General features: G+C 71.9%; 21 protein-coding genes, 1 tRNA gene and 1 pseudogene. 15 read left to right on the top strand and 8 right to left on the bottom strand.

Going from position 1 to position 26,507, the window contains the following annotated elements; all coding sequences use genetic code 11:
- Nucleotides 1-239 precede the first annotated feature (239 nt).
- Nucleotides 240-313: transfer RNA gene (locus tag PUR71_RS35645), tRNA-Gly, on the bottom strand.
- Nucleotides 314-574: 261 nt separating this feature from the next.
- On the opposite strand from PUR71_RS35645, the gene PUR71_RS35640 reads away from it, so the two are divergent.
- Complete coding sequence (locus PUR71_RS35640) at nucleotides 575-811, top strand: hypothetical protein (RefSeq protein ID WP_329931366.1); 237 nt, start codon at nucleotides 575-577, stop codon at nucleotides 809-811.
- Between the two features lie 72 nt (nucleotides 812-883).
- On the top strand, nucleotides 884-1,459 hold the full coding sequence (dcd, locus tag PUR71_RS35635; RefSeq protein ID WP_329931365.1) for a dCTP deaminase: 576 nt from the start codon (nucleotides 884-886) through the stop codon (nucleotides 1,457-1,459).
- A 90-nt stretch (nucleotides 1,460-1,549) separates the two neighbouring features.
- Here dcd and PUR71_RS35630 read toward each other — a convergent pair whose 3' ends face one another.
- From PUR71_RS35630 to PUR71_RS35615, 4 genes and pseudogenes are all read right to left on the bottom strand, one after another.
- Nucleotides 1,550-2,440 carry a metal-dependent hydrolase gene (locus PUR71_RS35630; RefSeq protein WP_329931364.1) on the bottom strand — a complete coding sequence of 297 codons (891 nt, stop codon included), beginning with the start codon at nucleotides 2,438-2,440 and terminating at the stop codon, nucleotides 1,550-1,552.
- 123 nt (nucleotides 2,441-2,563) lie between these two features.
- The gene (locus tag PUR71_RS35625) at nucleotides 2,564-3,535 is read right to left on the bottom strand and encodes a Yip1 family protein (protein WP_329931363.1); all 972 of its coding nucleotides are present in this window, start codon (nucleotides 3,533-3,535) and stop codon (nucleotides 2,564-2,566) included.
- 183 nt (nucleotides 3,536-3,718) lie between these two features.
- Nucleotides 3,719-4,792 (bottom strand): annotated as a pseudogene (locus tag PUR71_RS35620) (sugar phosphate nucleotidyltransferase); the annotation flags it as partial.
- A 333-nt stretch (nucleotides 4,793-5,125) separates the two neighbouring features.
- Entirely contained in the window at nucleotides 5,126-7,348 is a 2,223-nt protein-coding gene (locus tag PUR71_RS35615; protein WP_329931362.1) for a (Fe-S)-binding protein, read from the bottom strand.
- Between the two features lie 308 nt (nucleotides 7,349-7,656).
- Between PUR71_RS35615 and dnaK the strand changes: the two genes are divergently transcribed.
- From dnaK to PUR71_RS35580, 7 genes are all read left to right on the top strand, one after another.
- Entirely contained in the window at nucleotides 7,657-9,507 is a 1,851-nt protein-coding gene (dnaK, locus tag PUR71_RS35610) for a molecular chaperone DnaK (RefSeq protein ID WP_329931361.1), read from the top strand.
- Nucleotides 9,504-10,124, top strand: a complete 621-nt coding sequence (grpE, locus tag PUR71_RS35605) for a nucleotide exchange factor GrpE (protein WP_329931360.1) — start codon at nucleotides 9,504-9,506, stop codon at nucleotides 10,122-10,124. The genes dnaK and grpE overlap by 4 nt, the downstream gene beginning before the upstream one ends.
- Before the next feature lie 257 nt (nucleotides 10,125-10,381).
- Entirely contained in the window at nucleotides 10,382-11,527 is a 1,146-nt protein-coding gene (gene dnaJ, locus PUR71_RS35600) for a molecular chaperone DnaJ (protein ID WP_329931359.1), read from the top strand.
- Between the two features lie 25 nt (nucleotides 11,528-11,552).
- Nucleotides 11,553-12,068, top strand: a complete 516-nt coding sequence (locus PUR71_RS35595; RefSeq protein ID WP_443077693.1) for a heat shock protein transcriptional repressor HspR — start codon at nucleotides 11,553-11,555, stop codon at nucleotides 12,066-12,068.
- 206 nt (nucleotides 12,069-12,274) lie between these two features.
- Complete coding sequence (locus PUR71_RS35590; protein WP_329931357.1) at nucleotides 12,275-13,303, top strand: TrmB family transcriptional regulator; 1,029 nt, start codon at nucleotides 12,275-12,277, stop codon at nucleotides 13,301-13,303.
- A 33-nt stretch (nucleotides 13,304-13,336) separates the two neighbouring features.
- Complete coding sequence (locus tag PUR71_RS35585; protein ID WP_329931356.1) at nucleotides 13,337-13,573, top strand: hypothetical protein; 237 nt, start codon at nucleotides 13,337-13,339, stop codon at nucleotides 13,571-13,573.
- Between the two features lie 314 nt (nucleotides 13,574-13,887).
- Nucleotides 13,888-14,514 (top strand): hypothetical protein, encoded by a 627-nt coding sequence (locus tag PUR71_RS35580; protein ID WP_329931355.1) that lies wholly within the window; start codon nucleotides 13,888-13,890, stop codon nucleotides 14,512-14,514.
- 7 nt (nucleotides 14,515-14,521) lie between these two features.
- On the opposite strand, the gene PUR71_RS35575 is transcribed toward PUR71_RS35580, so the two are convergent.
- The 3 genes from PUR71_RS35575 to PUR71_RS35565 form a co-directional block, all read right to left on the bottom strand.
- Nucleotides 14,522-14,929: a LuxR C-terminal-related transcriptional regulator gene (locus PUR71_RS35575; RefSeq protein WP_329931354.1), complete on the bottom strand. Its 408-nt coding sequence runs from the start codon at nucleotides 14,927-14,929 to the stop codon at nucleotides 14,522-14,524.
- A gap of 43 nt (nucleotides 14,930-14,972) precedes the next feature.
- Nucleotides 14,973-16,049 carry a LuxR C-terminal-related transcriptional regulator gene (locus tag PUR71_RS35570; protein WP_329931353.1) on the bottom strand — a complete coding sequence of 359 codons (1,077 nt, stop codon included), beginning with the start codon at nucleotides 16,047-16,049 and terminating at the stop codon, nucleotides 14,973-14,975.
- A gap of 682 nt (nucleotides 16,050-16,731) precedes the next feature.
- Nucleotides 16,732-17,844, bottom strand: coding sequence for a TDT family transporter (locus PUR71_RS35565; RefSeq protein WP_329931352.1), 1,113 nt, complete (start codon nucleotides 17,842-17,844; stop codon nucleotides 16,732-16,734).
- A 70-nt stretch (nucleotides 17,845-17,914) separates the two neighbouring features.
- Between PUR71_RS35565 and PUR71_RS35560 the strand changes: the two genes are divergently transcribed.
- From PUR71_RS35560 to PUR71_RS35535, 6 genes are all read left to right on the top strand, one after another.
- Nucleotides 17,915-18,865, top strand: coding sequence for a LysR family transcriptional regulator (locus PUR71_RS35560; protein WP_329931351.1), 951 nt, complete (start codon nucleotides 17,915-17,917; stop codon nucleotides 18,863-18,865).
- 72 nt (nucleotides 18,866-18,937) lie between these two features.
- Nucleotides 18,938-21,544 (top strand): ATP-dependent chaperone ClpB, encoded by a 2,607-nt coding sequence (gene clpB / locus PUR71_RS35555; protein WP_329931350.1) that lies wholly within the window; start codon nucleotides 18,938-18,940, stop codon nucleotides 21,542-21,544.
- 225 nt (nucleotides 21,545-21,769) lie between these two features.
- Nucleotides 21,770-22,330 carry a YbjN domain-containing protein gene (locus PUR71_RS35550; protein WP_329931349.1) on the top strand — a complete coding sequence of 187 codons (561 nt, stop codon included), beginning with the start codon at nucleotides 21,770-21,772 and terminating at the stop codon, nucleotides 22,328-22,330.
- Nucleotides 22,331-22,447: 117 nt separating this feature from the next.
- On the top strand, nucleotides 22,448-23,608 hold the full coding sequence (locus PUR71_RS35545; RefSeq protein WP_329931348.1) for a pyridoxal phosphate-dependent aminotransferase: 1,161 nt from the start codon (nucleotides 22,448-22,450) through the stop codon (nucleotides 23,606-23,608).
- 476 nt (nucleotides 23,609-24,084) lie between these two features.
- Nucleotides 24,085-24,615 carry a DUF2617 family protein gene (locus PUR71_RS35540; protein ID WP_329931347.1) on the top strand — a complete coding sequence of 177 codons (531 nt, stop codon included), beginning with the start codon at nucleotides 24,085-24,087 and terminating at the stop codon, nucleotides 24,613-24,615.
- Nucleotides 24,616-24,754: 139 nt separating this feature from the next.
- Nucleotides 24,755-26,386: a polyamine aminopropyltransferase gene (locus PUR71_RS35535; protein WP_443077689.1), complete on the top strand. Its 1,632-nt coding sequence runs from the start codon at nucleotides 24,755-24,757 to the stop codon at nucleotides 26,384-26,386.
- Nucleotides 26,387-26,507: the final 121 nt, after the last annotated feature.

The following is a 26,507-nucleotide window of genomic DNA, read 5'->3' as shown; positions in this document are numbered from 1 at the left end:
GTCGCCGGCTCCGTCGGCATGTACCCCATCGGCAGCGCCCTCGCCGGCCCCGCCGTCGGCGCCTTCGGCACCGACCGCGTCCTCCAGGTCGGCGCGGCGGTGGCCCTCGCCACCGCCGCCGCCCTCCTCCTCACCCACCCCATCCGCACCCTGCGCCGAGTCCCCACCCAAGCCTGACCCACACCGCGACAACCTCCGCCAACGACAAAGTCCCAGGTCGCTGACCTGGGACTTTGCAGTGGAGCGGGCGACGAGAATCGAACTCGCGCTCTAAGCTTGGGAAGCTCATGTTCTACCATTAAACTACGCCCGCCTGACGAGCCGTCAGTGACCGCTCGATCGCCTTCACTGTACCCCATGCGTGACGCCGCTTGCACGGGTGGCCGGGGGACGTGGCGGAGCGGGGTGGGGCGGGGGTGAGGGGCGTACTGTTTGGGCCGCGTGAGAGTGCTCCGGCGGGTGGGGTCGGGGCGGCGAGCCATGGTGTGGAATGTCCGGAACATCCCCTAATGTGACGCTGTCCCGGGGCCCGGTCCCCGGGGCGCGACGAGTACGGGTGAGTACTGGGTTTGGGATGGGAAGGGGATCGATGGAGCAGCGCACCGTCGTTCGTTGTGCCGAGGGGCACCTGTTCAGCACCACCACGTTCCCGATGCAGAACCTCGGACCCGGCCGGCTGGGGCCCGGCCGGCTGATCCGCTGTCCACAGTGCGGACGGCTGAGGAGTTCGGTGGTGGCCGACGTGCGTGAGCTGTCCGCTCCGCAGCTGGCCCGGGCGATGCGGCTGGAGGCCGCGGAGTTCCTGGCCTGACGGCCGGCGCGAGGACGGAAGGGGCCCCGGGCGGATTCGTCCGGGGCCCCGTCGTGCACGTAACCTCGAAGCGTGCTGCTCTCTGACAAGGACATCCGGACCGAAATCGACCTGGGCCGGGTGGTCATCGACCCCTTCGACCCGTCGATGATCCAGCCCTCCAGTATCGACGTGCGCCTCGACCGCTTCTTCCGCGTGTTCGAGAACCACAAGTACCCGCACATCGACCCCTCCGAGGAGCAGCCGGACCTCACCCGGCTGGTCGAGCCCGAGGGCGACGACGCGTTCATCCTGCACCCCGGCGAGTTCGTGCTGGCCTCGACGTACGAGGTCATCAGCCTGCCCGACGACGTCGCCTCCCGGTTGGAGGGCAAGTCGAGCCTCGGCCGTCTGGGCCTGCTGACCCACTCCACGGCCGGCTTCATCGACCCCGGCTTCAGCGGCCACGTCACGCTGGAGCTGTCGAACGTCGCGACGCTGCCGATCAAGCTGTACCCGGGCATGAAGATCGGGCAGCTCTGCCTGTTCCGGCTCTCCTCCCCCTCGGAGCACCCGTACGGCTCGGAGCGCTACGGCTCGCGCTACCAGGGCCAGCGCGGCCCGACGCCGTCGCGCTCCTTCCTGAACTTCCACCGCACCCAGGTCTGACCCCGGACGGAGTGCACGCACGGCGGGCGGCCATCCTCGACGCGAGGACGGCCGCCCGTGGCGTTTCCGGGCCCGGTTCGGGCCCTGCCCTCAGGCCCGCTTCGGGCGGGTGACGGCGACGAGCTCGGTGCCGTCCTCGGAGAGCCGCAGCTCGGTGCGGAGTTCGGCCAGCTCGCCGAGGTGGTGCAGGTGGGTGCCGCCGCAGAAGATCTGCGCGCCGCCCTCGGGCAGCTCGCAGTGCCACTGGCGGCGGGCGGTGAGCTCGGGGCCCGGCACCTCGATGCGGACGGCGGCGTCGGCGGCGACCCAGGCGGCCAGCTGCGCGTTGACGGCCTCGGTGAGGGCGGGCAGGGCGTCGGCGAGAGTGGGGAGCTCGTCGGTGGCGTCGGCCGTGAAGCCCTTCTTCTTGAGCGACTTGCCGAGCCGGTAGGTGTCGGTGCTGGCCTCGGTGTCCATCACCGAGGTGGCCATCGCGAGGCTGTCGAAGTCCGGGTGGCCGAGGGCGTCGGCGCGGCCCGGGTCCTTGCGCCAGCGCGGGGCGAGCGCGGCGTTGAGGGCGAGGGCGAGCAGGTGGCAGCCGCTGTGCGAGGCGCTGAGGGCGGCGCGGCGCTCGGCGTCGACGGCGAGCACGGCGGTGCGGCCGACGAGATCGCCCGGGTCGGCGGCGACGACGTGCAGGACGAGCCAGGACCACTCCTCGTCGCCGCGCCGCACCGGAATGTCGGCACCCACCAGCGGCGCGCCGCCGTCCGGGCCGACCGCGCCGGTCAGGCAGTCGACGACAGCCAGCTCGGCGCCGTCCACGGTGAGCGTGCCGAGGTCGGCGGGCTGGTCGGGCCAGGTGTGGTCGAGCGGGTGGAACGGGGTCGCCGCGGTGACGACGGCGTACCGGCCGTCGGCGAGCGGGTGCACCGCGAGCACCGGGGACTCGCCGGTCACCGCCCCGGCCGGGAAGCTGACGTGGGTGGTGGGGAGGGTCATGCCTGGCTCCGGTGGGTCGCGGCCAAAGAAGGAGGTGGACGGCCCCGGTTCGCGGGACCCGTCCACCATTCTGCCGTCCGGCCTCCCGGGGCCCCTCCCCCGGCCGGTGGTCGGCCCGGTCCGTCAGCCCAGGGTCGGCAGCTTGATCAGCACCAGCAGCGCGAGCAGCTGGACGGCCGCGGCGCCCGCCGCCTTGCCCCAGGGCAGGTCGTGCACCCGGCGGACCATCGTGGTCAGCAGGACCGCGCAGAACGCCCAGGTGGCCCAGCCGACGACCTGCACGACCGCGCTGCCGGAGGGCAGCACCAGGGCGAGCAGCAGCCGGGGCACGTCGGTCAGCCAGCCGATGAGCGCGGCCAGGCCCACCGTCGACTTCCACGGGCCGTCCCCGCCGAGCTGGCGGGCCAGCGCGTAGGTGACCGCGCCGAAGACCGCGCCGGTGACGGTGAAGCCGAGCGCCGCGGCGGCCATGCCGGTCAGCGCGACGGTGAAGGTGGAGTCGACGATGTCGTTGTGGGTGAGGCCGATGCCGAGCACCGCGAGCGCGCCGTAGATCAGCGAGACGCTGAGGGCGGGCAGCCAGACCTGGTGGTCACGGGTGCGGTCGAAGGTCGCGGCCGGGGCGCGGACGATGCCGAGCAGCAGCTCGCGCCAGTGCGGGCGCGGCCCGCGGACGTGCGGTGAGGACTGGCCGCCGGCCCGGTAGACGGCGACGTTGTCCTGACCGTACGGCGGCTGCTGCTCCCCCTGGGGGTACCCGTAGCCCTGGGCGCCGTAGCCCTGGTCGTGCCCCCGGGCGTACCCCTGGTCGTAGGAGCCGGGAGCCTGGTCGCCCTGCCCCTGGTACCCCTGCGTCGGGTATTCCTGGTACGCGGGCTGCCCCGCGTACGGGTCACCGCTCGTCGGGAAGGCCCGGGTGTTCCCGGGCCGGTCGGCGGCGTACGGGTCGTGCGGAGCGACCCCCCGGTGCGGGGCCGTGAAGTACTCCGGCCCGTCCGTCCGCCCGTGCCCCCCGGGCGCCGCCGGCGGCGGAGGGGCCGACCACCCGGCGTGGGGGTCGGCGCCCTGACCGCTGTCGTATCGATTACCAGCCACGTTCCGAAGGTACCCGTCCGGCCCAGTCCGCGTACGTCCCGGACGGAGCCGGGGCCGGTTTGCAGCGAGCCTGAGACGAACGGGGCCGAAAGCGGGCCCCGGCCGGCGTCAGCGCTGCGCGGTGACGGTCGGCCCGTGGACGGCCGCCGCGGCGGAGGCGCCGGCCGGGCAGCCGCCCGGGCCGGCCGAGGTGCGCACGGCGCCGACCGGCAGCAGCGTGCCGCAGGCGATCCGGATGCCGTTTGGCAGCTCGTTGTCGGACTCGACGATCGCGCCGTCGCCGATCACCGCGCCGTCCAGGGCGGAGCGGTCGCCGACGGTCGCGAAGGCGCCCACGATGGAGTCCTTGACCAGGGTGTCCGGGCCGATGACCGCGCCGGGCAGGATGACGCTGCCCTCGACGATCGCGCCGGCCTCGACCGACGCACCCTCGGAGACGACGGTGCCGCCGCTGAGCACCGCGCCCGGGTGGACGGTCGCGCCGGGCAGCAGCAGGGCGTCACCGGTCGGGCCGGGTACGGCCGGGGAGTCGACCTTCCCGAGGACCAGGTCGGCCGAGCCGCGGACGAACGCGCCCGGGGTGCCGAGGTCCAGCCAGTACGAGGTGTCGACGACGCCGCGCAGCAGCGCGCCGGTGGCGAGCAGCTCGGGGAAGGTCTCGCGCTCGACGGACACCTCCCGGCCGGCCGGGATGCGGTCGATGACGGACCGGGTGAAGACGTAGCAGCCGGCGTTGATCTGGTCGGTGACGATCTGCTCGGGCGTCTCCGGCTTCTCCAGGAACTCCAGCACCCGCCCGTGCTCGTCGGTCGGCACGAGGCCGAAGGCACGCGGGTCCTCCACCCGGGTGAGGTGCAGGGTGACGTCGGCCCCGGCGGCCACGTGGCCGTCGCGCAGGGCGGCGATGTCGACGCCGGACAGGATGTCGCCGTTGAAGACGAGGACCGGCTCGTCCGGTCCGCAGGTGAGCCCGGAGGCGGCGTTGCGGATGGCGCCACCGGTGCCCAGCGGCTCGCGCTCGGTCAGGTAGACCAGCTCGATGCCGTACGGGGTGCCGTCCTGGAAGTGGTCCTCGAAGACCTCGGCCAGGTAGGAGGTGGCGAGCACCACGCGGGTGACTCCGGCGGCCGCGGCGCGGGCCAGCTGGTGCGCGATGAAGGGGACGCCCGCCACCGGCAGCATGGGCTTGGGGGTGTGGGTGGTCAGCGGACGCAGTCGCGTGCCCTTACCACCGACCAGCATGATCGCCTCGGTCATGGTCTGCGCTGTTCCCCTTGTGGTCTCTGCGGCCCGGCCCGGCGGGCCGCACCTCTTTCGTTCGTATGGCCCCGTCCGCCCACCGGCCGTCCGGCCGTGGTCCGGCCGTCGTCCGGGTGCCCGGAACGGGTCGACCGGCCCGCGGGCCGGTCTGGCCTACTGTATTTCCTTCCAACCGAATGCCCGTCCGGCGGCTGTGCGATTGGCATCACTCACCCGCCGCCGGGGCTCTCGGGACGGCGCCGCCGGGGCCCCAAAAGCCCGGCCCGGCGGGCCGCTTTCGCGACGACCGCCGGGCCGGGCAGTTGTAGCAGAACTGTCGAACGGGGGCCGTTACGCGTCCACCGTCGCGGGCTCCTCGGTCTCGGCCGGCGGGGTCGCCTTGACCGAGTCGAGCAGCAGCTGGGCCACGTCGACCACCTTCAGGTGCTCCTTGGCCGCGCCCTCGTTCTTCTTGCCGTTGACCGAGTCGGAGAGCATCACCAGGCAGAACGGGCAGGCGGTGGAGACGATGTCCGGGTTGAGCGACAGCGCCTCGTCCACGCGCTCGGTGTTGATCCGCTTGCCGATGCGCTCCTCCATCCACATGCGCGCACCGCCGGCGCCGCAGCAGAAGCCGCGCTCCTTGTGCCGGTGCATCTCCTGCTGGCGCAGACCCGGGACCTTGTCCATGATCTCGCGCGGCGGGCTGTAGACCTTGTTGTGGCGGCCCAGGTAGCAGGGGTCGTGGTAGGTGATCAGGCCCTCGACCGGGTTGACCGGGACGAGCTTGCCCTCGTCGATCAGGTGCTGCAGCAGCTGGGTGTGGTGGATGACCTCGAAGTGGCCGCCCAGCTGCGGGTACTCGTTGGCGATGGTGTTGAAGCAGTGCGGGCAGGTGGCGACGATCCGCTTGACCGGGGCGTCCTCCAGGGCCGCGTTCAGCGTCTCCACGTTCTGCGCGCCGAGCATCTGGAAGAGGAACTCGTTGCCCAGGCGGCGGGCGGAGTCACCGGTGCAGGACTCCTCCTTGCCGAGGATCGCGAACTTCACGCCCGCGGTGTGCAGCAGCTCGGCGAAGGCCTTGGTGGTCTTCTTGGCGCGGTCCTCCAGGGCGCCGGCGCAGCCGACCCAGTAGAGGTACTCGACCTCGGCGGGGTCGATGTCCTCGCCGATCACCGGCACCTCGATGCCGGTCTCCTTCTTGAGCTCCTTGACCCAGTCGAGGCGGGCCTTGGTGGCCATGCCCCACGGGTTGCCCTTGTTCTCCAGGTTCTTGAGCATCGTCCCGGCCTCGGTCGGGAACGAGGACTCGATCATGACCTGGTAGCGGCGCATGTCGACGATGTGGTCGATGTGCTCGATGTCCACCGGGCACTGCTCGACGCAGGCGCCGCAGGTGGTGCAGGACCACAGGACGTCCGGGTCGATGACGCCGTTCTCCTCGGCGGTGCCGATCAGCGGGCGCTCGGCCTCGGCCAGGGCGGCGGCCGGGACGCCCTCGAGCTGCTCGGCGGTCGCCTTCTCGGTGCCCTCCATGTCCTTGCCGCCACCGGCGAGCAGGTACGGGGCCTTGCCGTAGGCGTGCTCGCGCAGGCTCATGATGAGCAGCTTCGGCGACAGCGGCTTGCCGGTGTTCCAGGCCGGGCACTGCGACTGGCAGCGGCCGCACTCGGTGCAGGTGGAGAAGTCGAGGATGCCCTTCCAGGAGAAGTGCTCGACCTGGGAGACGCCGAAGACGGCGTCCTCGGCCGGGTCCTCGAAGTCGATCGGCTGGCCGCCGGAGGTCATCGGACGGAGGGCGCCGAGCGCGGTGCCGCCGTCCTCGTCACGCTTGAAGTAGATGTTGAAGAAGCCGAGGAAGCGGTGCCAGGCCACGCCCATCGAGGGGTTGAGGCCGATGGTGATCGCCCAGGCGAAGGAGATGCAGATCTTCAGCGTCGCGAAGATCCAGACCAGGTTCTCCAGCGTGCCGTGCGACAGGCCGCTCAGCGCGGAGGTGATCGGGTAGGACACCAGGTGCGCCGGGCCGTAGGAGTCGACACCGTTGAGGGCGCCCTCCAGGGCGCGCAGCATCAGGATGCACAGGCCGATGCCGAGGATCGTGTACTCGACGTAGAAGGCCTGCCAGGCGATCGAGCCGGCGAAGCGGGACTTGCGGCCGGAGCGCGACGGCAGGCTCATCAGGCGGATCACGATCAGGGTCAGGATGCCCAGGGTGGTGAGGGTGCCGACGAGCTCGACGAAGAGCTGCCAGACCACCCAGTGCCCGATGACCGGCAGCTCGAACTCGGCGTCGAAGAGCTGGCCCATCGCGTTGACGATGGTCAGGACCAGGCTGAAGAAGCCGACCGCGACGAACCAGTGCGCGACGCCGACGATGCCCCAGCGGTTCATCCTGGTGTGGCCGATGAACTCGACCGCGACGGTCTTCACGCGCCGGGCGGGCTTGCCGAAACGGGTGGTGTCCGGCGCACCGGTCAGCACCACCTTGAAGATGTGCCACGCCGCACGAAGGGCGAGCGCGGTGCCGATCACGAACGTGACCAGCGAGATGACGATCGCTGCTAGCTGCATCGGCTCCGTCTCCTGCGGCTTGCGGTTGAGCAGTCCGGGTTCTACGTCTTTACCAGGGGAGTGTACTCGTCGGTAACTTGCCGGGCCGACGGCCCGGACATTACCGCTCGTCAACAGTTCTCAGAAGGTTCTCAAGGTATGGCGGCAGTCACGTGACTCCACTCCGCGTGCCCGGCCGGGAGTTCCGGTGCCGGCCAAGTCGAGCATCAGCAAAGTTGAGCGCCACTGACTCATGGCTGTTGACGATGTCCGACGGGTCGGGCATCCTTGAGTCCGTAAAGCTCAACTCTTCCGTGGAGGTATCTACGATGGCACGCGCGGTCGGCATCGACCTCGGTACGACGAACTCGGTCGTCAGCGTTCTGGAGGGTGGCGAGCCCACCGTCATCACGAACGCCGAGGGCGCGCGGACCACGCCGTCCGTCGTCGCTTTCGCGAAGAACGGCGAGGTCCTGGTCGGCGAGGTGGCCAAGCGCCAGGCGGTCACCAACGTCGACCGCACCATCCGCTCGGTCAAGCGCCACATGGGCACCGGGTGGAAGATCAACCTGGACGGCAAGGACTTCAACCCCCAGCAGATCAGCGCCTTCATCCTGCAGAAGCTGAAGCGGGACGCGGAGGCCTACCTGGGCGAGACCGTCACCGACGCGGTCATCACCGTCCCGGCCTACTTCAACGACTCCGAGCGCCAGGCCACCAAGGAGGCCGGTGAGATCGCGGGCCTCAACGTCCTGCGCATCGTCAACGAGCCGACCGCGGCCGCCCTGGCCTACGGCCTGGACAAGGACGACCAGACCATCCTGGTCTTCGACCTCGGCGGCGGCACCTTCGACGTCTCCCTGCTGGAGATCGGCGACGGGGTCGTCGAGGTGAAGGCCACCAACGGTGACAACCACCTCGGCGGCGACGACTGGGACCAGCGCGTCGTCGACCACCTGGTCAAGGTCTTCCAGTCCGGCCACGGCGTGGACCTGTCCAAGGACAAGATGGCCCTGCAGCGTCTGCGCGAGGCCGCCGAGAAGGCCAAGATCGAGCTGTCCTCGTCCTCCGAGACCTCGATCAACCTGCCCTACATCACGGCTTCCGCCGAGGGCCCGCTGCACCTGGACGAGAAGCTCACCCGCGCCCAGTTCCAGCAGCTCACCGCCGACCTGCTCGAGCGCTGCAAGGTGCCGTTCAACAACGTCATCAAGGACGCCGGCATCTCGCTCGCCGAGATCGACCACGTCGTCCTCGTCGGCGGCTCGACCCGCATGCCGGCCGTCGCCGAGCTCGTCAAGGAGCTGACCGGCGGCAAGGACGCCAACAAGGGCGTCAACCCGGACGAGGTCGTCGCCATCGGCGCCTCGCTCCAGGCCGGTGTCCTCAAGGGCGAGGTCAAGGACGTCCTGCTGCTCGACGTCACCCCGCTGTCCCTCGGCATCGAGACCAAGGGCGGCATCATGACCAAGCTGATCGAGCGCAACACCACGATCCCGACCAAGCGCTCGGAGATCTTCACCACGGCCGAGGACAACCAGCCGTCCGTGCAGATCCAGGTCTACCAGGGCGAGCGCGAGATCGCCGCGTACAACAAGAAGCTCGGCATGTTCGAGCTGACCGGCCTCCCGCCGGCGCCGCGCGGCCTGCCCCAGATCGAGGTCACCTTCGACATCGACGCCAACGGCATCATGCACGTCGGCGCGAAGGACCTCGGCACCGGCAAGGAGCAGAAGATGACCGTCACCGGCGGCTCCTCGCTGCCGAAGGACGAGGTCGACCGCATGCGCCGCGAGGCCGAGCAGTACGCCGAGGACGACCACAAGCGCCGCGAGGCCGTCGAGACCCGCAACTCCGCCGAGCAGCTCGTCTACTCGACCGAGAAGTTCATCGCGGACAACACCGACAAGCTCCCGGCCGACGTCAAGTCCGAGGTCGAGACCGCCGTCGGCGAGCTCAAGGAGGCCCTGAAGGGCGAGGACGTCGCGAAGATCCGCGAGGCCTCGGAGAAGGTCTCCACCACCGCGCAGAAGCTCGGCCAGGCCCTCTACGCCAACGCCGACGCCGCCGGTGCCGCCCCCGCCGGCGACTCCGCCGCCCACGGCAAGGACGACGACGTCGTCGACGCCGAGATCGTGGACGACGAGAAGCACGACAAGCCCAAGGGCGGTGCGGCATGACCGACAAGCCGCAGGGCGGCAAGCCCGGCGATGACGCCGCCGAGGAGGCCGTGATCAAGGCCGCCGAGGAGGCCGCCGCGGCCGGCTCCGGCGACGTGTCGGCCGAGCTGGCCGCCGCCAAGCGCGAGGCCACCGAGCGCACCGCGGACCTGCAGCGACTCCAGGCCGAGTACCAGAACTACCGCAAGCGGGTCGAGCGCGACCGGCTCACCGTCCGCGAGATCGCGGTCTCCAACATCCTGGAGTCCCTGATCCCGGTCCTGGACGACATCGGCCGCGCCCGCGAGCACGGCGAGGTCACCGGCGGCTTCAAGTCCGTCTCCGAATCGCTGGAGACGGTCGTCGCCAAGCTGGGCCTCCAGCAGTTCGGCAAGGAGGGCGAGCCCTTCGACCCGACCATGCACGAGGCGCTGATGCACAGCTACTCCTCGGACGTCACCGAGGACACCTGCGTGCAGATCCTCCAGCCCGGCTACCGGATCGGCGAGCGGATCATCCGCCCGGCGATGGTCGCGGTCGCGGAGCCCCAGCCGGGCACCCAGACCACGGCCGGGCCGGACACCGACGCCGCCAAGTCCGAGAAGTCGGACAAGGCCGATGGTGGCGCGGACAGCTGACCTGACAGCTGAAGACCTGTGGCGGGCGCCAGCCCGCGACAGTTGACCCAACCAGTGCGCTGCGGAGTCGTACGCCGGCCAGTACGGCGGCCGGCTCCGCAGCGCACTGTCGGCAACGGGCCCAGGCGGCCGGGCTGTTGACAACGCAGTGACGATGGACATCGGGAGGTGGCGGGAGCCGTGAGCGAGCGCAGCGAGCGAACCGTTAAAAGGTGCGTGTGCCGCGGCGCGGCTGCCGAGCGGAGCGAGGTGGACGCATGAGTGGCAAGGACTTCGTCGAGAAGGACTATTACAAGGTCCTCGGCGTACCCAAGGACGTCACCGCCACCGAGATCAAGAAGACCTACCGGAAGCTGGCGCGCGAGTTCCACCCGGACGCCAACAAGGGCGACGCCAAGGCCGAGGAGCGCTTCAAGGACATCTCCGAGGCGTACGACGTCCTGTCCGACGAGAAGCGCCGCAAGGAGTACGACGAGGCCCGCAGCCTCTTCGCCAACGGCGGCTTCCGCGCCGGCGGGCCCGGCACCGGCAACTACAGCTTCGACTTCGGCGACCTCTTCAGCGGCAGCCAGGGCGGCAGCGGCGGCATCGGCGACGTCTTCGGCGGCCTCTTCAACCGCGGCGGCCGGCAGGCCCAGCCCCGGCGCGGCGCCGACGTCGAGACCGAGGTCACCCTCTCCTTCGAGGAGGCCGTCGACGGCGCGACCGTCCCGCTGCGGATGACCAGCCAGGCCCCCTGCCGCGTCTGCAACGGCACCGGCGCCAAGTCCGGCACCACCCCGCGGGTCTGCCCGACCTGCGTCGGCGCCGGCACCGTCAGCCGCGGCCAGGGCGCGTTCGCGCTCTCCGAGCCCTGCAAGGACTGCAAGGGCCGCGGCATGATCGTCGACGACCCCTGCGCCGACTGCCACGGCAGCGGCCGGGCCAGCTCCGCCCGCACCATGCAGGTCCGCATCCCGGCCGGCGTCCAGGACGCCCAGCGCATCCGGCTCAAGGGCAAGGGCGCCCAGGGCGAACGCGGCGGCCAGCCCGGCGACCTCTACGTCACCGTGCACGTCGACGCCCACCCGGTCTTCGGCCGCAAGGGCGACAACCTCACCGTCACCGTCCCGGTCACCTTCCCCGAGGCGGCGCTCGGCGGCACCATCGAGGTGCCCACACTCGGCGGCCCCGCCGTGAAGCTCAAGCTGCCCCCGGGCAGCGCCAACGGCCTCACCATGCGGGCCCGCGGCAAGGGAGCCACCCGCAAGGACGGCACCCGCGGCGACCTCCTCGTCACCGTCGAGGTCGTGGTGCCGCAGCACGTCACCGGCGACGCGCTGTCCGCCCTGGAGCAGTACCGCGAGGCCACCGCCTCCGACGACCCACGAGCCGCCCTGTTCCGGGCGGCGAAGGGAGCGTGACGACCAGATGTCCCCGATGAACCCGATGCCCCCGATGACCCCCGACGGCCCGATCGGCCCGGGCCTCGGCGAAGGCCTGCCCGGCGACGGCCGCCGCCCCCGGCGCGCCGCGGCACCGCCCCCGTACGTGCTCACCGAGGACACCCCGGTGTACGTGATCTCGGTGGCCGCCGAGCTGTCCGGCCTGCACCCGCAGACCCTGCGCCAGTACGACCGCCTCGGCCTGGTCTGCCCCGACCGCACCGCCGGCCGCGGCCGCCGCTACTCCGCCCGGGACATCCAGCAGCTGCGCGAGGTCCAGCGGCTCTCCCAGGACGAGGGCATCAACCTCGCCGGCATCAAGCGGATCATCGAGCTGGAGAACCAGGTCACCGCGCTCCAGTCGCGCATCGCCGAACTCGCCGACTCCCTGGAGGGCGCCGCCACCGCCCTCCAGCAGCGCGAAGCCGCCGTCCACGCCTCCTACCGCCGCGACCTCGTCCCCTACCAGCCCCCGACCCCCCAGTCGAGCGCCCTGGTCGTCTGGCGCCCGAAGCGCTGACTTGGCTGAACCCCGGCCCGGCCGCCGGTTCCCTCCTGTCCGGGGGGTGCCGGCGGCTTACTTGTGGTGAGAGGGTGCCCATCGAAGCGCCGCTCCGCAATGGTGGAACAATGCCCACTTCCAGATCCCGCGCCGGGATCTAGGATCACCGATGGGGCTCGGGTGCAGCCATAGGGCAGGGTTCAGTCGTCAAGAAGGAGCCGTGAATGAACGGGAGGAACGACGCCATTCCGGGTGTCAGTGCGACGGGCACTCTCTCTACCGGGGCGCACGATCTCTACCTCGCGGTAATCCGGGCGCACGGTCGGATAGCTCGCGGTGAAATCGAGGAGCACGACTACAGCCACCTGAGCGAGCTGTTGGACATCGGTCTCCTCACTCCCGACATGGATGATCCGCAGATTCTGGTCGCGGTCGATCCGCAACAGCTCGCCACCGGTCTGAGCGCCCTGTGGCAACGCCAGGCACTCGCCCTGCTGTCGCGCGCGATAGCCGTCCCCGGCGACCTTCAGGGTCTCGCGGACGCGTTTCACCGTCCGGAACCGTCCGGCGGAATTATCGAGTACGTCCGCGGCAAGGCACTGATCAGCCAACGGATCAACCACGCCGTGACCACGGCGAAAGAGGAGATACTCGCGGCCCAGCCGGGCGGCCCGCGGCCGCCGGACGTTCTGTCCCGCGTGCTCGACGACGACCTGGCCGACCTCGAACGCGGTATTGCGGTGCGGACCATCTACCATCCCAGCACCAGGTACCACGCCCCCACCCGGGACTACGTCGCGAAGATCACCGAGGCCGGCGGACGGTTCCGCACCCTCGACGAGCCGTATACCAGGCTGATCATCGTGGACCGGCAGCTGGCCGTCATCCCGGTCGCGGAGGACCTCAATCTGGCGGCCTTCATCCACGACCCCGCCGTCATCCACTTCCTCGTGCACGAGGTGTTCGAGCGGAACTGGAACCGGGGCCTGGACTTCACCGGCGGACGGACCGTGCCGCAACAGGTCGTGTCGCGGATGCGCCAGACCATCATCGACCTTCTGCTCGAAGGAACGAACCACAGGGTCATCGCCCGCCGCCTCGGCATCAGCGAACGCACCCTCGCCCGTCATCTGGCCGAGATGCGGGAGGACTACAACGTCGAATCGCTGTTCCAACTCGGTTGGGCACTGGCGCGTTCGTCACAAGAGACCGACGAATCGTCACGCCTCCCCGCCGCTTCCGGCGGCGCATAACGATTCGTCAGTCCCATTCTGTCATGTCCACTGGTGTTCGCCGTCCAAAGCGGTGCCGGACGCCTGATTCGAAGTCGCACTAACATCGACTCCAAGTCCGACATGATTGACATGGGCAGATCCATCGGCATCATGGCCGGTGACAAGCAGTCCGAAGCCCAGCACGGTAAGGACGCCCGCAGATATCGCTACCGCAGCCGTCTTGGCGACCTGACGCAGACGAGACACGCGCACACCCCAATCCTGTTCAGTGGCCTGTCAGTCGAATGAACAGGCGGCAGACAATCAAACGCTCAGATCGTGCCACACCCCGTATCTGACTGTCACCGTCGCGCCCGTGCGGAAGAGGGTGTCATCTCTCTGCCATGCAGACGGATGCCACCGTGCATCGGTGGACTGCCGACGCCGCTCGATGGACGATCAGCTGACGTCCTCACACCGCGCTGCCAAGATCTTCCCTCTCGGCTGCCGCGTCAGGACGGGCGTCGAAATAGTGATAAATCCGTCCGATTTCCCCCGCCCCAATCTCCAAGCCAGCGTCGGCGGCGAGCAACCGAGTGCCAATGCCTTCCCCCGGAGTCGACATGACCGAGCCCTACCTGCGTCACCATGACAGCCAGGCCACCGAAGGCCGGCGTGCACGTGTGTTCCTGGCCGCGCCGCTGATGCGGCTGACCGGGCCGGCCGACAGTGTGGTGACGCTCGCCAGCCGGACGCGGCTGACGACGCTTCGCACCACGCTCCTGCGCAGTGGTGCCGCCGTGTACAGCGCGCACCACAGCGACGCCTGGACCGTCGCCGGGCGGGCACCGGAGCCGCGGGTCCCGTCGGACTTCCGGGCGCTGCAGTCGGCGGACCTGGTGTTCGCCTACGTCGGCGCCCCGCTGTCGGCCGGGGTGAGCCTGGAGCTGGGCTGGGCCTCCGCGCTGCGCAAGCCGATCGTCCTCCTCGTCGACGAGGCCATCACGCACAACCCGCTGATCGCCACCATCGAGCAGGTCGCCCCCGTCCTGCCGCTGGTCTTCGACGACACCTGGTCGCAGGAAGCGCTCAACCACACCGTCGAGACCGCGCTCGACTGGGCCGGCATGGCGCTGTCCCTGCGCGAGGGCTTCTGGACCGCTCCCGGCGAGCAGTTCAACGTCCCCCGTCAGCAGCCCCCCGTGGCCGGCCGCGCCGGCTACTGGCCGTCGGGCGCCGCCACCGGCTGACCCGCGGTCATCCACCGGACCCCCCGGTCCGGGATCCCCGCATCTGCCGGCCCAGCTGGAACGGCGTCTCCGCGTCGTACAGGTCACGCAGCCGGGCGATGTGAGCGGCCACGGTCCGCTCGCTCAGCCCCATGCGGCTCGCGATCGCCCGCTGCGTGAACCCCTGCGACAGCAGTCGGCCGACCTGCTCGTGGACCGTCGGGTCGGTCGAACCGGCGGCCAGCGCCCAGTTCACGCCCTCGGCCTGCTGCCATTGCTGCCACTGCTGCTCGAACACGTCGACCGGGAAGCCCGCGGGCGGCGGGGGCGAGCTCGTCGGGGCGCAGGTGACCGCCGTGGCGGACGGCGGTGAGGTAGGGGCCCGCTCGACGGCCGTGCGCTCATCCGCCCGGCTCGCTGCGCCCGGCAGGGGCATTCGCCCCTGCGCATCCTCTGGACGGTGAGCTCGCCGCCCCCGCTCACCGGTCATCGCGGGAGCCTCGCATCAGCCAGCCGAGCTGGAAGAGGGTCTGGGCGCCGTAGCGGTCGCGCAGGCGGGAGATGTGGGCGGCGACGGTGCGTTCGCTGAGGCCGAGGCGGGTGGCGACGGCGCGCTGGGTGAGACCGCGGGCGAGCAGGCGGCCGATCCGGTCGGGGGTGCTGCGGGCGGGGCCGTGGCCGAGGGCGGCGGCGGCCTCGGCGGTGTCGGCGCGGGCCCAGTCCCGTTCGAACGCGCCGACCAGGAAGGTGATGGCGGCGGGGTCGGTGATGAAGGCGGCGGTGCTGTTGTCCTCGCTGGCGGAGATCACGGCGACGGTGCGGTCGAAGACGATGAGGCGCTGGAAGGGCTCGTCGAGGACGCGGATGAGCGAACCGTGCCGGGTGACCTCGTCGGCGTAGGCGAGGGCGGACTGGTCGGCGAACGCGACCGGCTGGTAGATGGTGCGCAGCGAACAGCCGCGCTGCAGGAGCTGGACGTCCTGGAGCCGGGCGACCTGGAGGGTGTCGGCGGGCCGGTGGCCGGGCTGGGCGGTGAGGACCTCGGCCCGGCAGTCGGAGACGAGCTGGGAGATCCGCTGGCGGATGTGGACGTGGCCCTCGACGTAGACGGCGCCGCCGGCCCGGCCGGGGCGCCGGGGCATCGCGTCGTAGGCGCGGGTGAGTCCGTCGAGGGCGCCGGGCAGGTTCTCGGCGCGGACCAGCAGCCGGGTGGCCTCGCTGCGCAGTTCGGCGCCGAGGCGGTCGGTGACGGAGCGCGGGCTGACGGCGGTGTAGCAGGCGTCCACCGCGTTGGGCATCAACAGGCCGATGTCGACGAGCTGCTGGAGGGCGGCGTGGTCGCTCTCGTGGACGCCGGTGAACGGGATCCGGCCGCCTTCGGCGAGGATCGAGAGGTAGAGCCGGCGGGCCGCGTCGTCGGGCTCGCCCGCGCCGGTGAGGGACCCGGTGCCCGCGAAGCCCCCGGTGCCCGCGAAGTTGCCCGCGAAGCCCTCGCCGCCGGTGAAGCCGGCCGCGTACTGGCCGTGGTCCGGTGCGACCGCCGGTTCCGCCGTCACGTCGAACTCTCCCTGCCGGACGCCTTCGGATGTGCCCGCCCCCGTGTCCCGCGTCCCCGTCGTCTCCGGCCGCGAGGGCCGGCGGTCACGGTACCGGGCGGCGGGGCGGACCCCTGGGACCGGGTGCCGTCGCACACCGGACGCCCAGGGGCCGCCTTGCCACGCCATGCCACGGCGCTTCCGGCGAGGCGGAGCAGCAACGCCTCGCCGGCTCCGATCCGGGGGCCATCACCACACATGGCATCCCGGCCGGCGCTCTTCCCCCCCGTTGTGCGGGGACTCGATGTCCCGCATCCACTTCTGAAGAGCAAGTCGCCACCATCGGGCCGCGGTTGCCCGGACGACTTGGCGTGGCTCCACCATCACAGCGTGACGCCCGGCGGACAAGTGTCACCCGAGTGCATGTTCTCGCAATTGCAGCTATCTGCACGGCGGCCGGGTGACGGCGGGCGGAGCGGTGGGGCGGATTCCGCTGAATTCCAAGGCCAGTCGGGTGCCTGGCGGAGGCCCGGGACCGGCCCGCTTGGCGGTGGACGGTCAGGTACGACCTGCGCGTTCCTGCACCCGGGCGGTTCCCGCAGGACGCGACCGAAGGCCCGGCTTCCGGTTCACGCACCGCACGGCCGGAGCCCGGGCTTCTGGTTCCCGAGGCGCGGGCTCCGGTCAGCTGGACGGCGGTTCCTCAGCGCGCCAGCAGCCGCCCGCGCGCCAGCCCGGCCACCGTGCCGCTCGCGGCGGCCGCCCAGGCGACGGCCAGCAACGCGAACAGCCCGACCGCGAGCCCGGTGAACCCGCCGAACCCGGTGTGGCGGGCGAGCGCAGAGGCGCCGGTGACGCAGGTGCCGACCGGGAAGGTGTACGCCCACCAGGTCATCGCGAACGGCATGCCGGCCCGCCGGGCGCGCAGGTTGGCGGTGAGCGCGACGGCCAGCCACAGCACCGCGACGCCGATCACGGCCACGCCGTACAGCTCGGCGAGGGCGGCCATGGCGGGCGCCAGCGCGGGGAGCACCGGGCGGGCGGCGTCGGCGAGCTGGTGGACGGCGGTGACGGACTGGCCGAGCGGCCCGAGCAGCAGGAACAGCGCGGGGGTGAGCACGAGGGCCGGCACCTTGCTGTGGAAGAGCCCGGTGAACACCACCGGCAGCAGTACCAGGGTGGCCAGCAGCCCGATGCCGAACAGCGACCAGCAGCCGTACACCATGGCCTGCTGCGGGAGGCCGGCCGGCAGGTGCGGGACGAGCGCGGGGCCGGTGGCCGCGGCGACCAGCGGGGCGACGACGGGCAGCAGCCAGGTCGGGTTGGCCTCCAGAGCGGAGAGCCGGTGCCGGGTGATCATCAGATAGGGGATGCCGCCGGCGACGGCGAGCGCGTAGACGGTGCCGGCGGTCCACAGCACGGCGTCGATCACGACGGCCGGCCCGGTGCCGATCACCTTCGAGCCGAGCAGCAGCGTGCCGAGGCCGACCGCCAGCAGGGCCATCGGGGGGCAGCCGTAGAAGACGGCGGTGGCCGGGTCGTCCAGCAGCTGGGTGCGGGCCGCCTCACGGTGCCGGGTGAGGTGCACCAGCCGCGCGCCGCCGAGCACCAGCAGGGCCGCCAGGCCGAGCGCCCACATCACCTCCCCGAAGGCGACCAGCCCCGGCGCTCGCACCGGCAGGACGGCGGCGCCGTTGCCGAGGATCGCGGTGCCCATGACGGCGGCGTACCAGTTGGGGCCGAGCTGGGCGAGGTCGAACCGGGGGCGGGCGACGGAGGGACGGGTGAGCGGGCGGACATCGGCCAAGGTGGACATGGGACCACCGTCGCCCCGCTGGGCCGCGGCCGGTAGCGCCCGGCGCTCTATGAGGACATAGCCTGAACCTATGGCCCTCTCCCCGCACGTCCCCGAACTCGGCGCCCTGGAGCTGCTGCTCGCGGTGGCCCGGCTGGGCAGCGTCGGCCGGGCGGCGGCCGAGCTGGGCGTCAGCCAGCCGACCGCGAGCGCCCGGATCAAGGGCATGGAGCGGCAGATCGGCGTCCCGCTGCTGGAGCGCTCCACCCGGGGCAGCCGGCCGACCGAGGCGGGCCGGCTGGTGGTGGAGTGGGCCCGGCACGTGGTGGAGGCGGCGCAGGCGCTGGACGCCGGGATCGACGCGCTGCGCGGGCGGCGGGACGCCAAGCTGACGGTGGTCGCCAGCCTGACCGTCGCCGAGTACCTGATGCCGGGCTGGCTGCTGGCGCTTGCCGGGGCCAGTCCGGGCACGGCCGTGACGCTGCGGACGGCGAACTCGGCGGAGGTCGCCGGGCGGCTGCTGGCCGGGGAGGCGGACCTCGGCTTCGTCGAGGGCCCGTCGACCCCGCCCGGGCTGGACGGCGCCGTGGTGGCCGCGGACCGGCTGGTGGTCGTGGTGGCGCCCGGCCACCCGTGGTCGCGCCGCCGGGCGCCGCTGACCGGGCCCGAGCTGGCCGGGACGCCACTGGTGCTGCGCGAGCCGGGCTCCGGCACGCGGGAGGTGCTGGAGATGGCGCTGGCGCCGTACGGGGGCGCGACGCGGCCGCGGCTGGAGCTGGCCTCGTCGACGGCGCTGAAGTCGGCGGCGATGACCGGTGCGGGGCCGGTCTGCCTGAGCGAGCTGGTGGTGACGGAGGAACTCGCGACCCGGCGGCTGGTCGAGGTGCCGCTGGCAGCGGGGCTCGACCTGCGGCGCCCGCTGCGGGCGGTGTGGCCGGCCGGGCAGCGGCCGGGCGGCCCGGCCCGGGAGCTGCTCGTGCTGACCCGGCAGGGCATCGGGCACCCGCCTCCCGTCGAGCCTCGCGAAAGAAAGCAAACCTGAGCGGAATAGACTCAACTTAGTGCATGCTGTTGATAGCAGCAGTGAAGGACGACGAGGGAGGATCCCCCAGCAGTGGACGCCAGCAAGTTCACCACCAAGACGCAGGACGCCCTGTCCGCCGCGATCCGGCAGGCCGGCGCGGTCGGGAACCCGGACGTCAAGCCGGTGCACATCCTGATCGCCCTGCTGGAGCAGCCCGAGGGCATCGCCGGGCCGCTGCTGGAGGCGGTCGGCGCCGACGCCGCCCGGATCGACGCCGAGGCCCGCCGCCAGCTCGCCGCCCTGCCCAGCGCGAGCGGCTCGACGGTCGCCGCCCCGCAGCTGGCCCGGGACACCCTCGCGGTGCTCACCGAGGCCGGCAAGCGCGCCGACGACCTCGACGACCAGTACGTCTCCACCGAGCACCTGATGGTCGGCCTGGCCGCCGAGGGCGGTCCGGTCGCCGAGCTGCTGGTGCGCCAGGGCGCGACGCCCAAGGCGCTGCTGGCCGCGTTCAAGGACGTGCGCGGCAGCGGCCGGGTCACCTCGCCGGATCCGGAGGGCACCTACAAGGCGCTGGAGAAGTACGGCACCGACCTCACCCAGGCCGCCCGGGACGGCAAGCTCGACCCGGTGATCGGCCGCGACCAGGAGATCCGCCGGGTCGTCCAGGTGCTCTCCCGCCGCACCAAGAACAACCCGGTGCTGATCGGCGAGCCCGGCGTCGGCAAGACGGCCGTGGTCGAGGGCCTGGCCCAGCGCATCGTCGCCGGCGACGTGCCGGAGTCGCTGCGCGGCAAGCGCCTGGTCGCACTGGACCTCGGCGCGATGGTCGCGGGCGCCAAGTACCGCGGCGAGTTCGAGGAGCGGCTGAAGGCCGTCCTCAACGACATCAAGGAGAGCGACGGCCGGGTCGTCACCTTCATCGACGAGCTGCACACCATGGTCGGCGCGGGCGCCGGCGGCGACTCCGCGATGGACGCCGGCAACATGCTCAAGCCGATGCTGGCCCGCGGCGAGCTGCGGATGGTCGGCGCCACCACGCTGGACGAGTACCGCGAGCGGATCGAGAAGGACCCGGCGCTGGAGCGCCGCTTCCAGCAGGTGCTGGTCGGCGAGCCCAGCGTGGAGGACTCGATCGCCATCCTGCGCGGCCTCAAGGGCCGCTACGAGGCGCACCACAAGGTGCAGATCGCGGACGCCGCCCTGGTCGCCGCCGCCACCCTGTCCCACCGCTACATCACCTCCCGCTTCCTGCCCGACAAGGCGATCGACCTGGTCGACGAGGCGGCCTCGCGGCTGCGGATGGAGATCGACTCCTCCCCCGTCGAGATCGACGAACTCCAGCGCTCCGTCGACCGGTTGCGCATGGAGGAGCTCGCGCTGGAGAAGGAGTCGGACCCGGCCTCGGTCGACCGCCTCGCCCGGCTGCGCCGCGATCTCGCCGACAAGAACGAGCAGTTGAGCGCGCTGACGGCGCGCTGGGAGCAGGAGAAGAAGAGCCTCAACCGGGTCGGCGAGCTCAAGGAGCGCCTGGACGACCTGCAAGGCGCGCTCGAACGGGCCCAGCGCGACGGGGACTTCGAGCGGGCGTCGAAGCTGATGTACGCCGAGATCCCGGCCGCCGAGAAGGAGCTCACCGACGCCCAGGAGCGCGCAGCAGACCAGGACACCTCCACCTCGATGGTCAAGGAGGAGGTCGGCCCGGACGACGTCGCCGATGTCGTCGCCTCCTGGACGGGCATCCCGGCCGGCCGGCTGCTGGAGGGCGAGAGCGCCAAACTCCTGCGCATGGAGGAGGAGTTGGGCAAACGCCTGATCGGCCAGACGGAGGCCGTGCAGGCCGTGTCGGACGCGGTGCGCCGCACCCGTTCCGGCATCGCCGACCCGGACCGTCCGACCGGCTCCTTCCTGTTCCTCGGCCCCACCGGCGTCGGCAAGACCGAACTCGCCAAGGCCCTGGCCGACTTCCTCTTCGACGACGAGCGGGCGATGGTCCGCATCGACATGAGCGAGTACGGCGAGAAGCACTCCGTCTCCCGCCTGGTCGGTGCCCCGCCCGGGTACGTCGGCTACGAGGAGGGCGGCCAGCTCACCGAGGCGGTCCGCCGCCGCCCGTACAGCGTCGTGCTGCTGGACGAGGTGGAGAAGGCCCACCCCGAGGTCTTCGACGTGCTGCTCCAGGTGCTGGACGACGGCCGGCTCACCGACGGCCAGGGCCGCACGGTGGACTTCCGCAACGCGATCCTGATCCTCACCTCCAACCTCGGCAGCCAGTTCCTCGTGGACCCGGCCACCCCGGAGGAGCGCAAGAAGCAGCTGGTGCTGGACTCCGTCCGGGCCGCGTTCAAGCCGGAGTTCCTCAACCGGCTGGACGACATCGTGGTCTTCGACCCGCTGGGCACCACCGAGCTCAGCCGGATCGTCGACCTCCAGGTGGCCCGCCTCGGCGAGCGGCTGCGCGAGCGGCGGCTCACCCTGGACGTCTCCGCGGCCGCGCGCGACTGGCTGGCGCTCACCGGGTACGACCCCGCGTACGGCGCCCGCCCGCTGCGCCGGCTGGTGCAGTCCGCGATCGGCGACCAGCTGGCGCGGGCGATCCTCTCCGGCCAGGTGCACGACGGCGACACCGTCCTGGTCGAGCGGAACGAGGAGCACGACGGGCTCACCGTCCGCGCTCGCGGACCCCTGGAGAAGTAGTCGGCGGCTCCACCGGCACCGCCGCGCGGGCCGCCGCTCCCCGGGGGGCGGCGGCCCGCGCGCACATCGGAGAACGCCGTGCTCGGGGGCCTGGAACACCACCCGGTACGAAGATCGGCGGACGGCCGGGTACCCCTGTGAGGCGCGCCCCGGATGAGGCAGGATGGAAGGTGGAAAGGGCGGCCTCTCTTGCCGGCCACCACGTGCACCGAGGAAGAGGACCCCATGAGCATCGACCCGTCGTCCATCCCGTCGTTCGGCGTCCCCCAGGGCGGACAGCCCGGCGGACAGGGACGACCGGCCGGCCCGCCGCCGATCGTCGTCCCGGACCAGGCCCTGGTCACCCAGCTGCTGGACCAGATGCAGCTCAAGCACGTCGTGGACGAGGAGGGCGACCTCACCGCTCCCTGGGAGGGCTTCCGCGTCTACTACATGTTCCGCGGCGAGCAGAAGGAGCTCTTCGCGGTCCGCGCGTTCTACGACCGCGCGTACCCGCTGGAGAAGAAGGGCGAGATCCTCGACCTGATCGACGAGTGGAACCGCGAGACCCTCTGGCCGAAGGTCTACACCCACACCCACGAGGACGGCGTGGTCCGTCTGATCGGCGAGGCCCAGATGATCGTCGGCACCGGCGTCAACCTGGACTACTTCGTCACCACCACCGCCAACTGGACCCAGGCGTCGGTCGGCTTCGAGCAGTGGATCGTCGAGCGCCTCGGCCTGCAGAACGACATCGAGGGCGAGGAGGGCCAGGGCGAGGCCCCCGAGGGCACCGACGAGGCCTGATCCCTCCCTGCGCGCGCCGGACCGGCCCGCCACCGCACGACGGTGGCGGGCCGTCCTTGTCCCGGAACCCCGGCTGCCCCAGGATTGGGGCCGACGACGACGCGCGAGGAGCCGCTGATGGGTACCAGGCCGCTGCTGAACCGCAGGCTGGCGGGCATGGGGACGACGATCTTCGCCGAGATGTCGGCCCTGGCCACGGCCACCGGCTCGATCAACCTCGGGCAGGGGTTCCCGGACACCGACGGGCCCGAAGAGGTCCGCGAGGCGGCCGTACGCGCCCTGCGCGAGGGCCGCGGCAACCAGTACCCGCCCGGCCCCGGCGTCCCCGAGCTGCGGCAGGCGATCGCCGAGCACCAGCAGCGCTTCTACGGCCTCACGTACGACCCGGACACCGAGGTCCTCGTCACCGCCGGCGCTACCGAGGCGATCGCCGCCGCGCTGCTCGCGCTGCTGGAGCCCGGCGACGAGGTGATCGCCCTCGAGCCCTTCTACGACTCCTACGCCGCGTGCATCGCCATGGCCGGCGCCACCCGCGTGCCGCTCACCCTCCGGGCGCCCTCGTTCCGCCCCGACCTGGACGAACTGCGCGCCCTGATCACCCCGCACACCCGCCTGCTGCTCCTCAACACCCCGCACAACCCCACCGGCACCGTCCTCACCGCCGACGAGCTCGCGACGATCGCCGCCCTCGCCGTCGAGCACGACCTCCTGGTGATCGCCGACGAGGTCTACGAGCACCTCGTCTTCGGCGCCGCCCACCACCCCATCGCCGCCCTGCCCGGCATGCGCGAACGCACCGTCAGCATCTCCTCGGCCGGCAAGACCTTCTCCTTCACCGGCTGGAAGGTCGGCTGGGTCACCGCGGCCCCGGCCCTCGTCTCCGCCGTCCGCACCGCCAAGCAGTACCTGACCTACGTCAGCGCCGGCCCCTTCCAGTACGCCGTGACCGAGGCGCTCGGGCTCCCCGACGAGTACTTCGACACCCTCCGCGCCGATCTGCTGCGCAAGCGCGACCTGCTCGCCGAAGGGCTCTCGGAGGCCGGTTTCCGCGTCTTCAGCCCCGAGGGAACGTACTTCATCACCACCGACATCACGCCGCTCGGCGAGAAGGACGGCATCGAGTTCTGCCGGGCCCTGCCCGAGCGCTGCGGGGTCGTCGCGATCCCCAACGCCGTGTTCTACGACAACACCGACGCCGGGCGCAGCCTCGTCCGCTTCACCTTCTGCAAGCGGGACGACGTGCTCGCCGAGGCCGTCGCGCGGCTCCGGCGGCTGTGACCCGCACCGCCACCGGGACGAGCGGCTGATGATACGTCAACTCGCCTTGCACGTGAGCCTCGTTGATACCGGCTGATGCCTGAGGGGCAATCGCCCCCGCCTCCCGGGCACACGCCGCCGCCCGCCGGGTCCGCAACCCGGCGGGCGGCGGCGCATTCGGCGCACGGACCGCGCACAACCCGCGCGCACGGCGCACAACCCGGAGCATGGGGCGCACGCTGTGCAGACTCGCACATCGGGTCGATCAGAGCCGGGAAGCGGGTGTGCTCGAAACGGTGAATGCTTGACAAAGTTGGGTAAATCACCGACGGACCCGGCGTATTCATGCTTCTCTGCTGCTGAATCTCCAGCCGGAATCCTTCCTTCCACGGTCGGCCGCGCCCAGCGCCGCACAGCCACGAACAGCCTCGCCATCGCCCAGGCCTGGTCGCTGCTGCTTCGGCGGGCGCGCACGGAGCTGAAACGCGGAGCCGAGCATGCTCACCACACTGCAGACCTCCTACACGGACACCCGCGCCGGTGACCTGGCGTGGTGCCTGGGCGGCGACCCACTGCCCGCTCTCGCGGTCCGCGACCTGAGACTCGACGGCAACGGCCGCGCCGGCACGACCGGCGCCCTCCAGCTGCGGCTGCTCGGCGCCTCCCACCAGGTGGTCATCGCGGCCGGCCCGGGCGAGTGCCTGGAGACCGTCGCCTGCCTGCCCGGCCGCCGCACCCCGCTGCCCGCCCGGGTGGCCAAACAGGTGGGCGGGTGGGAGTACGAGTTCGCCGCCCGGATCGAGGTGCTCCCGCCGCACGACTTCGCGGCCCGCGCCCAGGAACTCCTCGCCCTCGTCGAGGGCCACCCCCGCGGCCTGGCCGGGGTCTTCCCGGGCGACCCGAGCGCCTTCACCGCACTGGTCACCCAGGGCGGCGCGGACCGGCTGCTCTGGCGCACCTGGCACGCCTATCCGCAGGAGGGGCAGCTGGTCTGCACCCGCTCCTCGCTCGTGATCGCGCAACCGTGAACCACACCGGCCCGGTGGGCGACGACGAACCCGCCATAAGCCTTGAATCGCACGCAGGAACGATTCGTCAACCTCGCGTCCCGCACTGTCCGTCGGATGGGTGCAGCTATCCGTCCCGCACGTCCCCTAGCGTTTGTTCGTGATCAATCATCCAGCCGGTCCGCCCACGCACCCGGGCGTCGACCTCGACGACGACAGCCCACTCCGGCCCGGGCGGAACCTCACCCCGCTGCCCGCCCGCCGTCGGTCCCGGCTGCGCTCCCGCCCCCGGCTGGCCCGCCTCACCGTCCTGCTGGCCGCGTTCGTCTGCGCGGCCTGCGGACTCGTCTACGAGCTCGAACTCGTCGCGCTCGGCGACTACCTCCTGGGCGACACCGTCACCCAAACCTCCGTGGTGCTCTCCGTCATGGTCTTCGCGATGGGCCTCGGCTCGCTGCTCGCCAAACGCCTCACCCGCCGCCCCGCCACCGCCTTCGCCCTCGTCGAGTGCGCCCTCGCCCTCACCGGCGGCCTCTCCGTCCTCGCCCTGTACTCCTGCTGGGCCTGGATCGGCCGCTACCAGGGCGCCATGGTCGGTCTCACCTGCCTGATCGGCATCCTCATCGGCGCCGAGATCCCGCTCCTGATGACCCTCATCCAGCGGATCCGCCGCGAGGACGCCGGCCGGGCCGCGGCCGACCTCTTCGCCGCCGACTACGTCGGCGCGCTCATCGGCGGCCTCGCCTTCCCGTTCCTCATCCTCCCCGGCCTCGGCCCGGGCACCGGCGCCCTCGTCACCGGCGCCGTCAACGCCGTCTCGGGGGCCGCCGTCGTGCTCTGGCTCTTCCGTGAGGAACCGGCCCCCCGGATACGACTGCTGCTGTGGGCAGCCTGCGGCCTCGTCCTCGCCCTCCTCGCCGGCGCCGCTGCCGGCTCCGACGCCATCGAGAACGCGGCCCGGCACGCCCTCTACGGCCCCGGGGTCCGCTACGCCACGCACAGCCGCCAGCAGGAGATCGTCCTCACCGGATCCGCCGGAGGCCCGCTGCGGCTCTACCTCGACGGCCGGCTCGCCGTCTGCGGGCCCGACGAGTACCGCGACCACGAGGCCCTCGTCCACCCCGCCATGGCCGCCGGACCGGACGCCCGCGTGCTGCTGCTCGGCGGCGGCGACGGGCTCGCCCTGAGGGAGGTGCTCCGGCACGGCGGGGTCCGCACGGTACAGGTCGTCGAGCCGGACGCCACCCTCACCGGGCTCGCCCGCACCGACCCCGGCCTCGCCGCCCTCTCCGGGCGTTCCCTGGACGACCCCCGCGTCCGCACCACCGACGCCGACCCCCTGGAATGGCTGCGGCGCTCCCCCGACGACCGCCCGTACGACGTCGTCCTCGCCGACCTGCCGGCCCCCGACGACGGCGGGCCGGTGAAGTTCCACTCCCAGGAGTTCTACGGCCTCGCCACCCGGCTGCTCGCCCCCGGCGGCCGCATCGCCGTCCGGGCCGGCGCCGGAGCGCACGGGCCCTGGCAGACCGAGTCCGGACTCCGGGCAGCCGGCCTGCGGACCCTCCCGTACGCCGTCCAGGGCGCCAGGGCGAGCTGCGGGGCCGCAGCGGCGGAGGCCACCCAGGACTTCCTGCTCGCCTCCGCGGCCGAACCCTCCCTCACCCTCGCCACCGACGCCCCGCCCCCGCGCGCCCTGACCACCACCACCCTGCAAAGCTCCGCCACCCACCTCGCCGCCCTCCGCCCCACCCACCCCCCAGCCGCCCTCAGCCTCCTGGGCTCCCGCTGACGACGCCCGACGTCGGCGGGGTCGACTTCCTGTGCAGCGGGCTCCCAGGAACGTGCCGCCGGATCGCCGTGCCGGTGCCGGCGGGTCGAGGGTGGGGCGTGCTTCCGTGAGGCGTTCGGTG

Origin of the sequence: Streptomyces sp. SP17BM10 (genome assembly GCF_036322405.1) — a bacterium.
Taxonomy (GTDB): Bacteria; Actinomycetota; Actinomycetes; order Streptomycetales; family Streptomycetaceae; genus Kitasatospora.
Note: the sequence above shows the minus strand (reverse complement) of the source record. Positions and strands in the feature narration are given on the sequence as shown.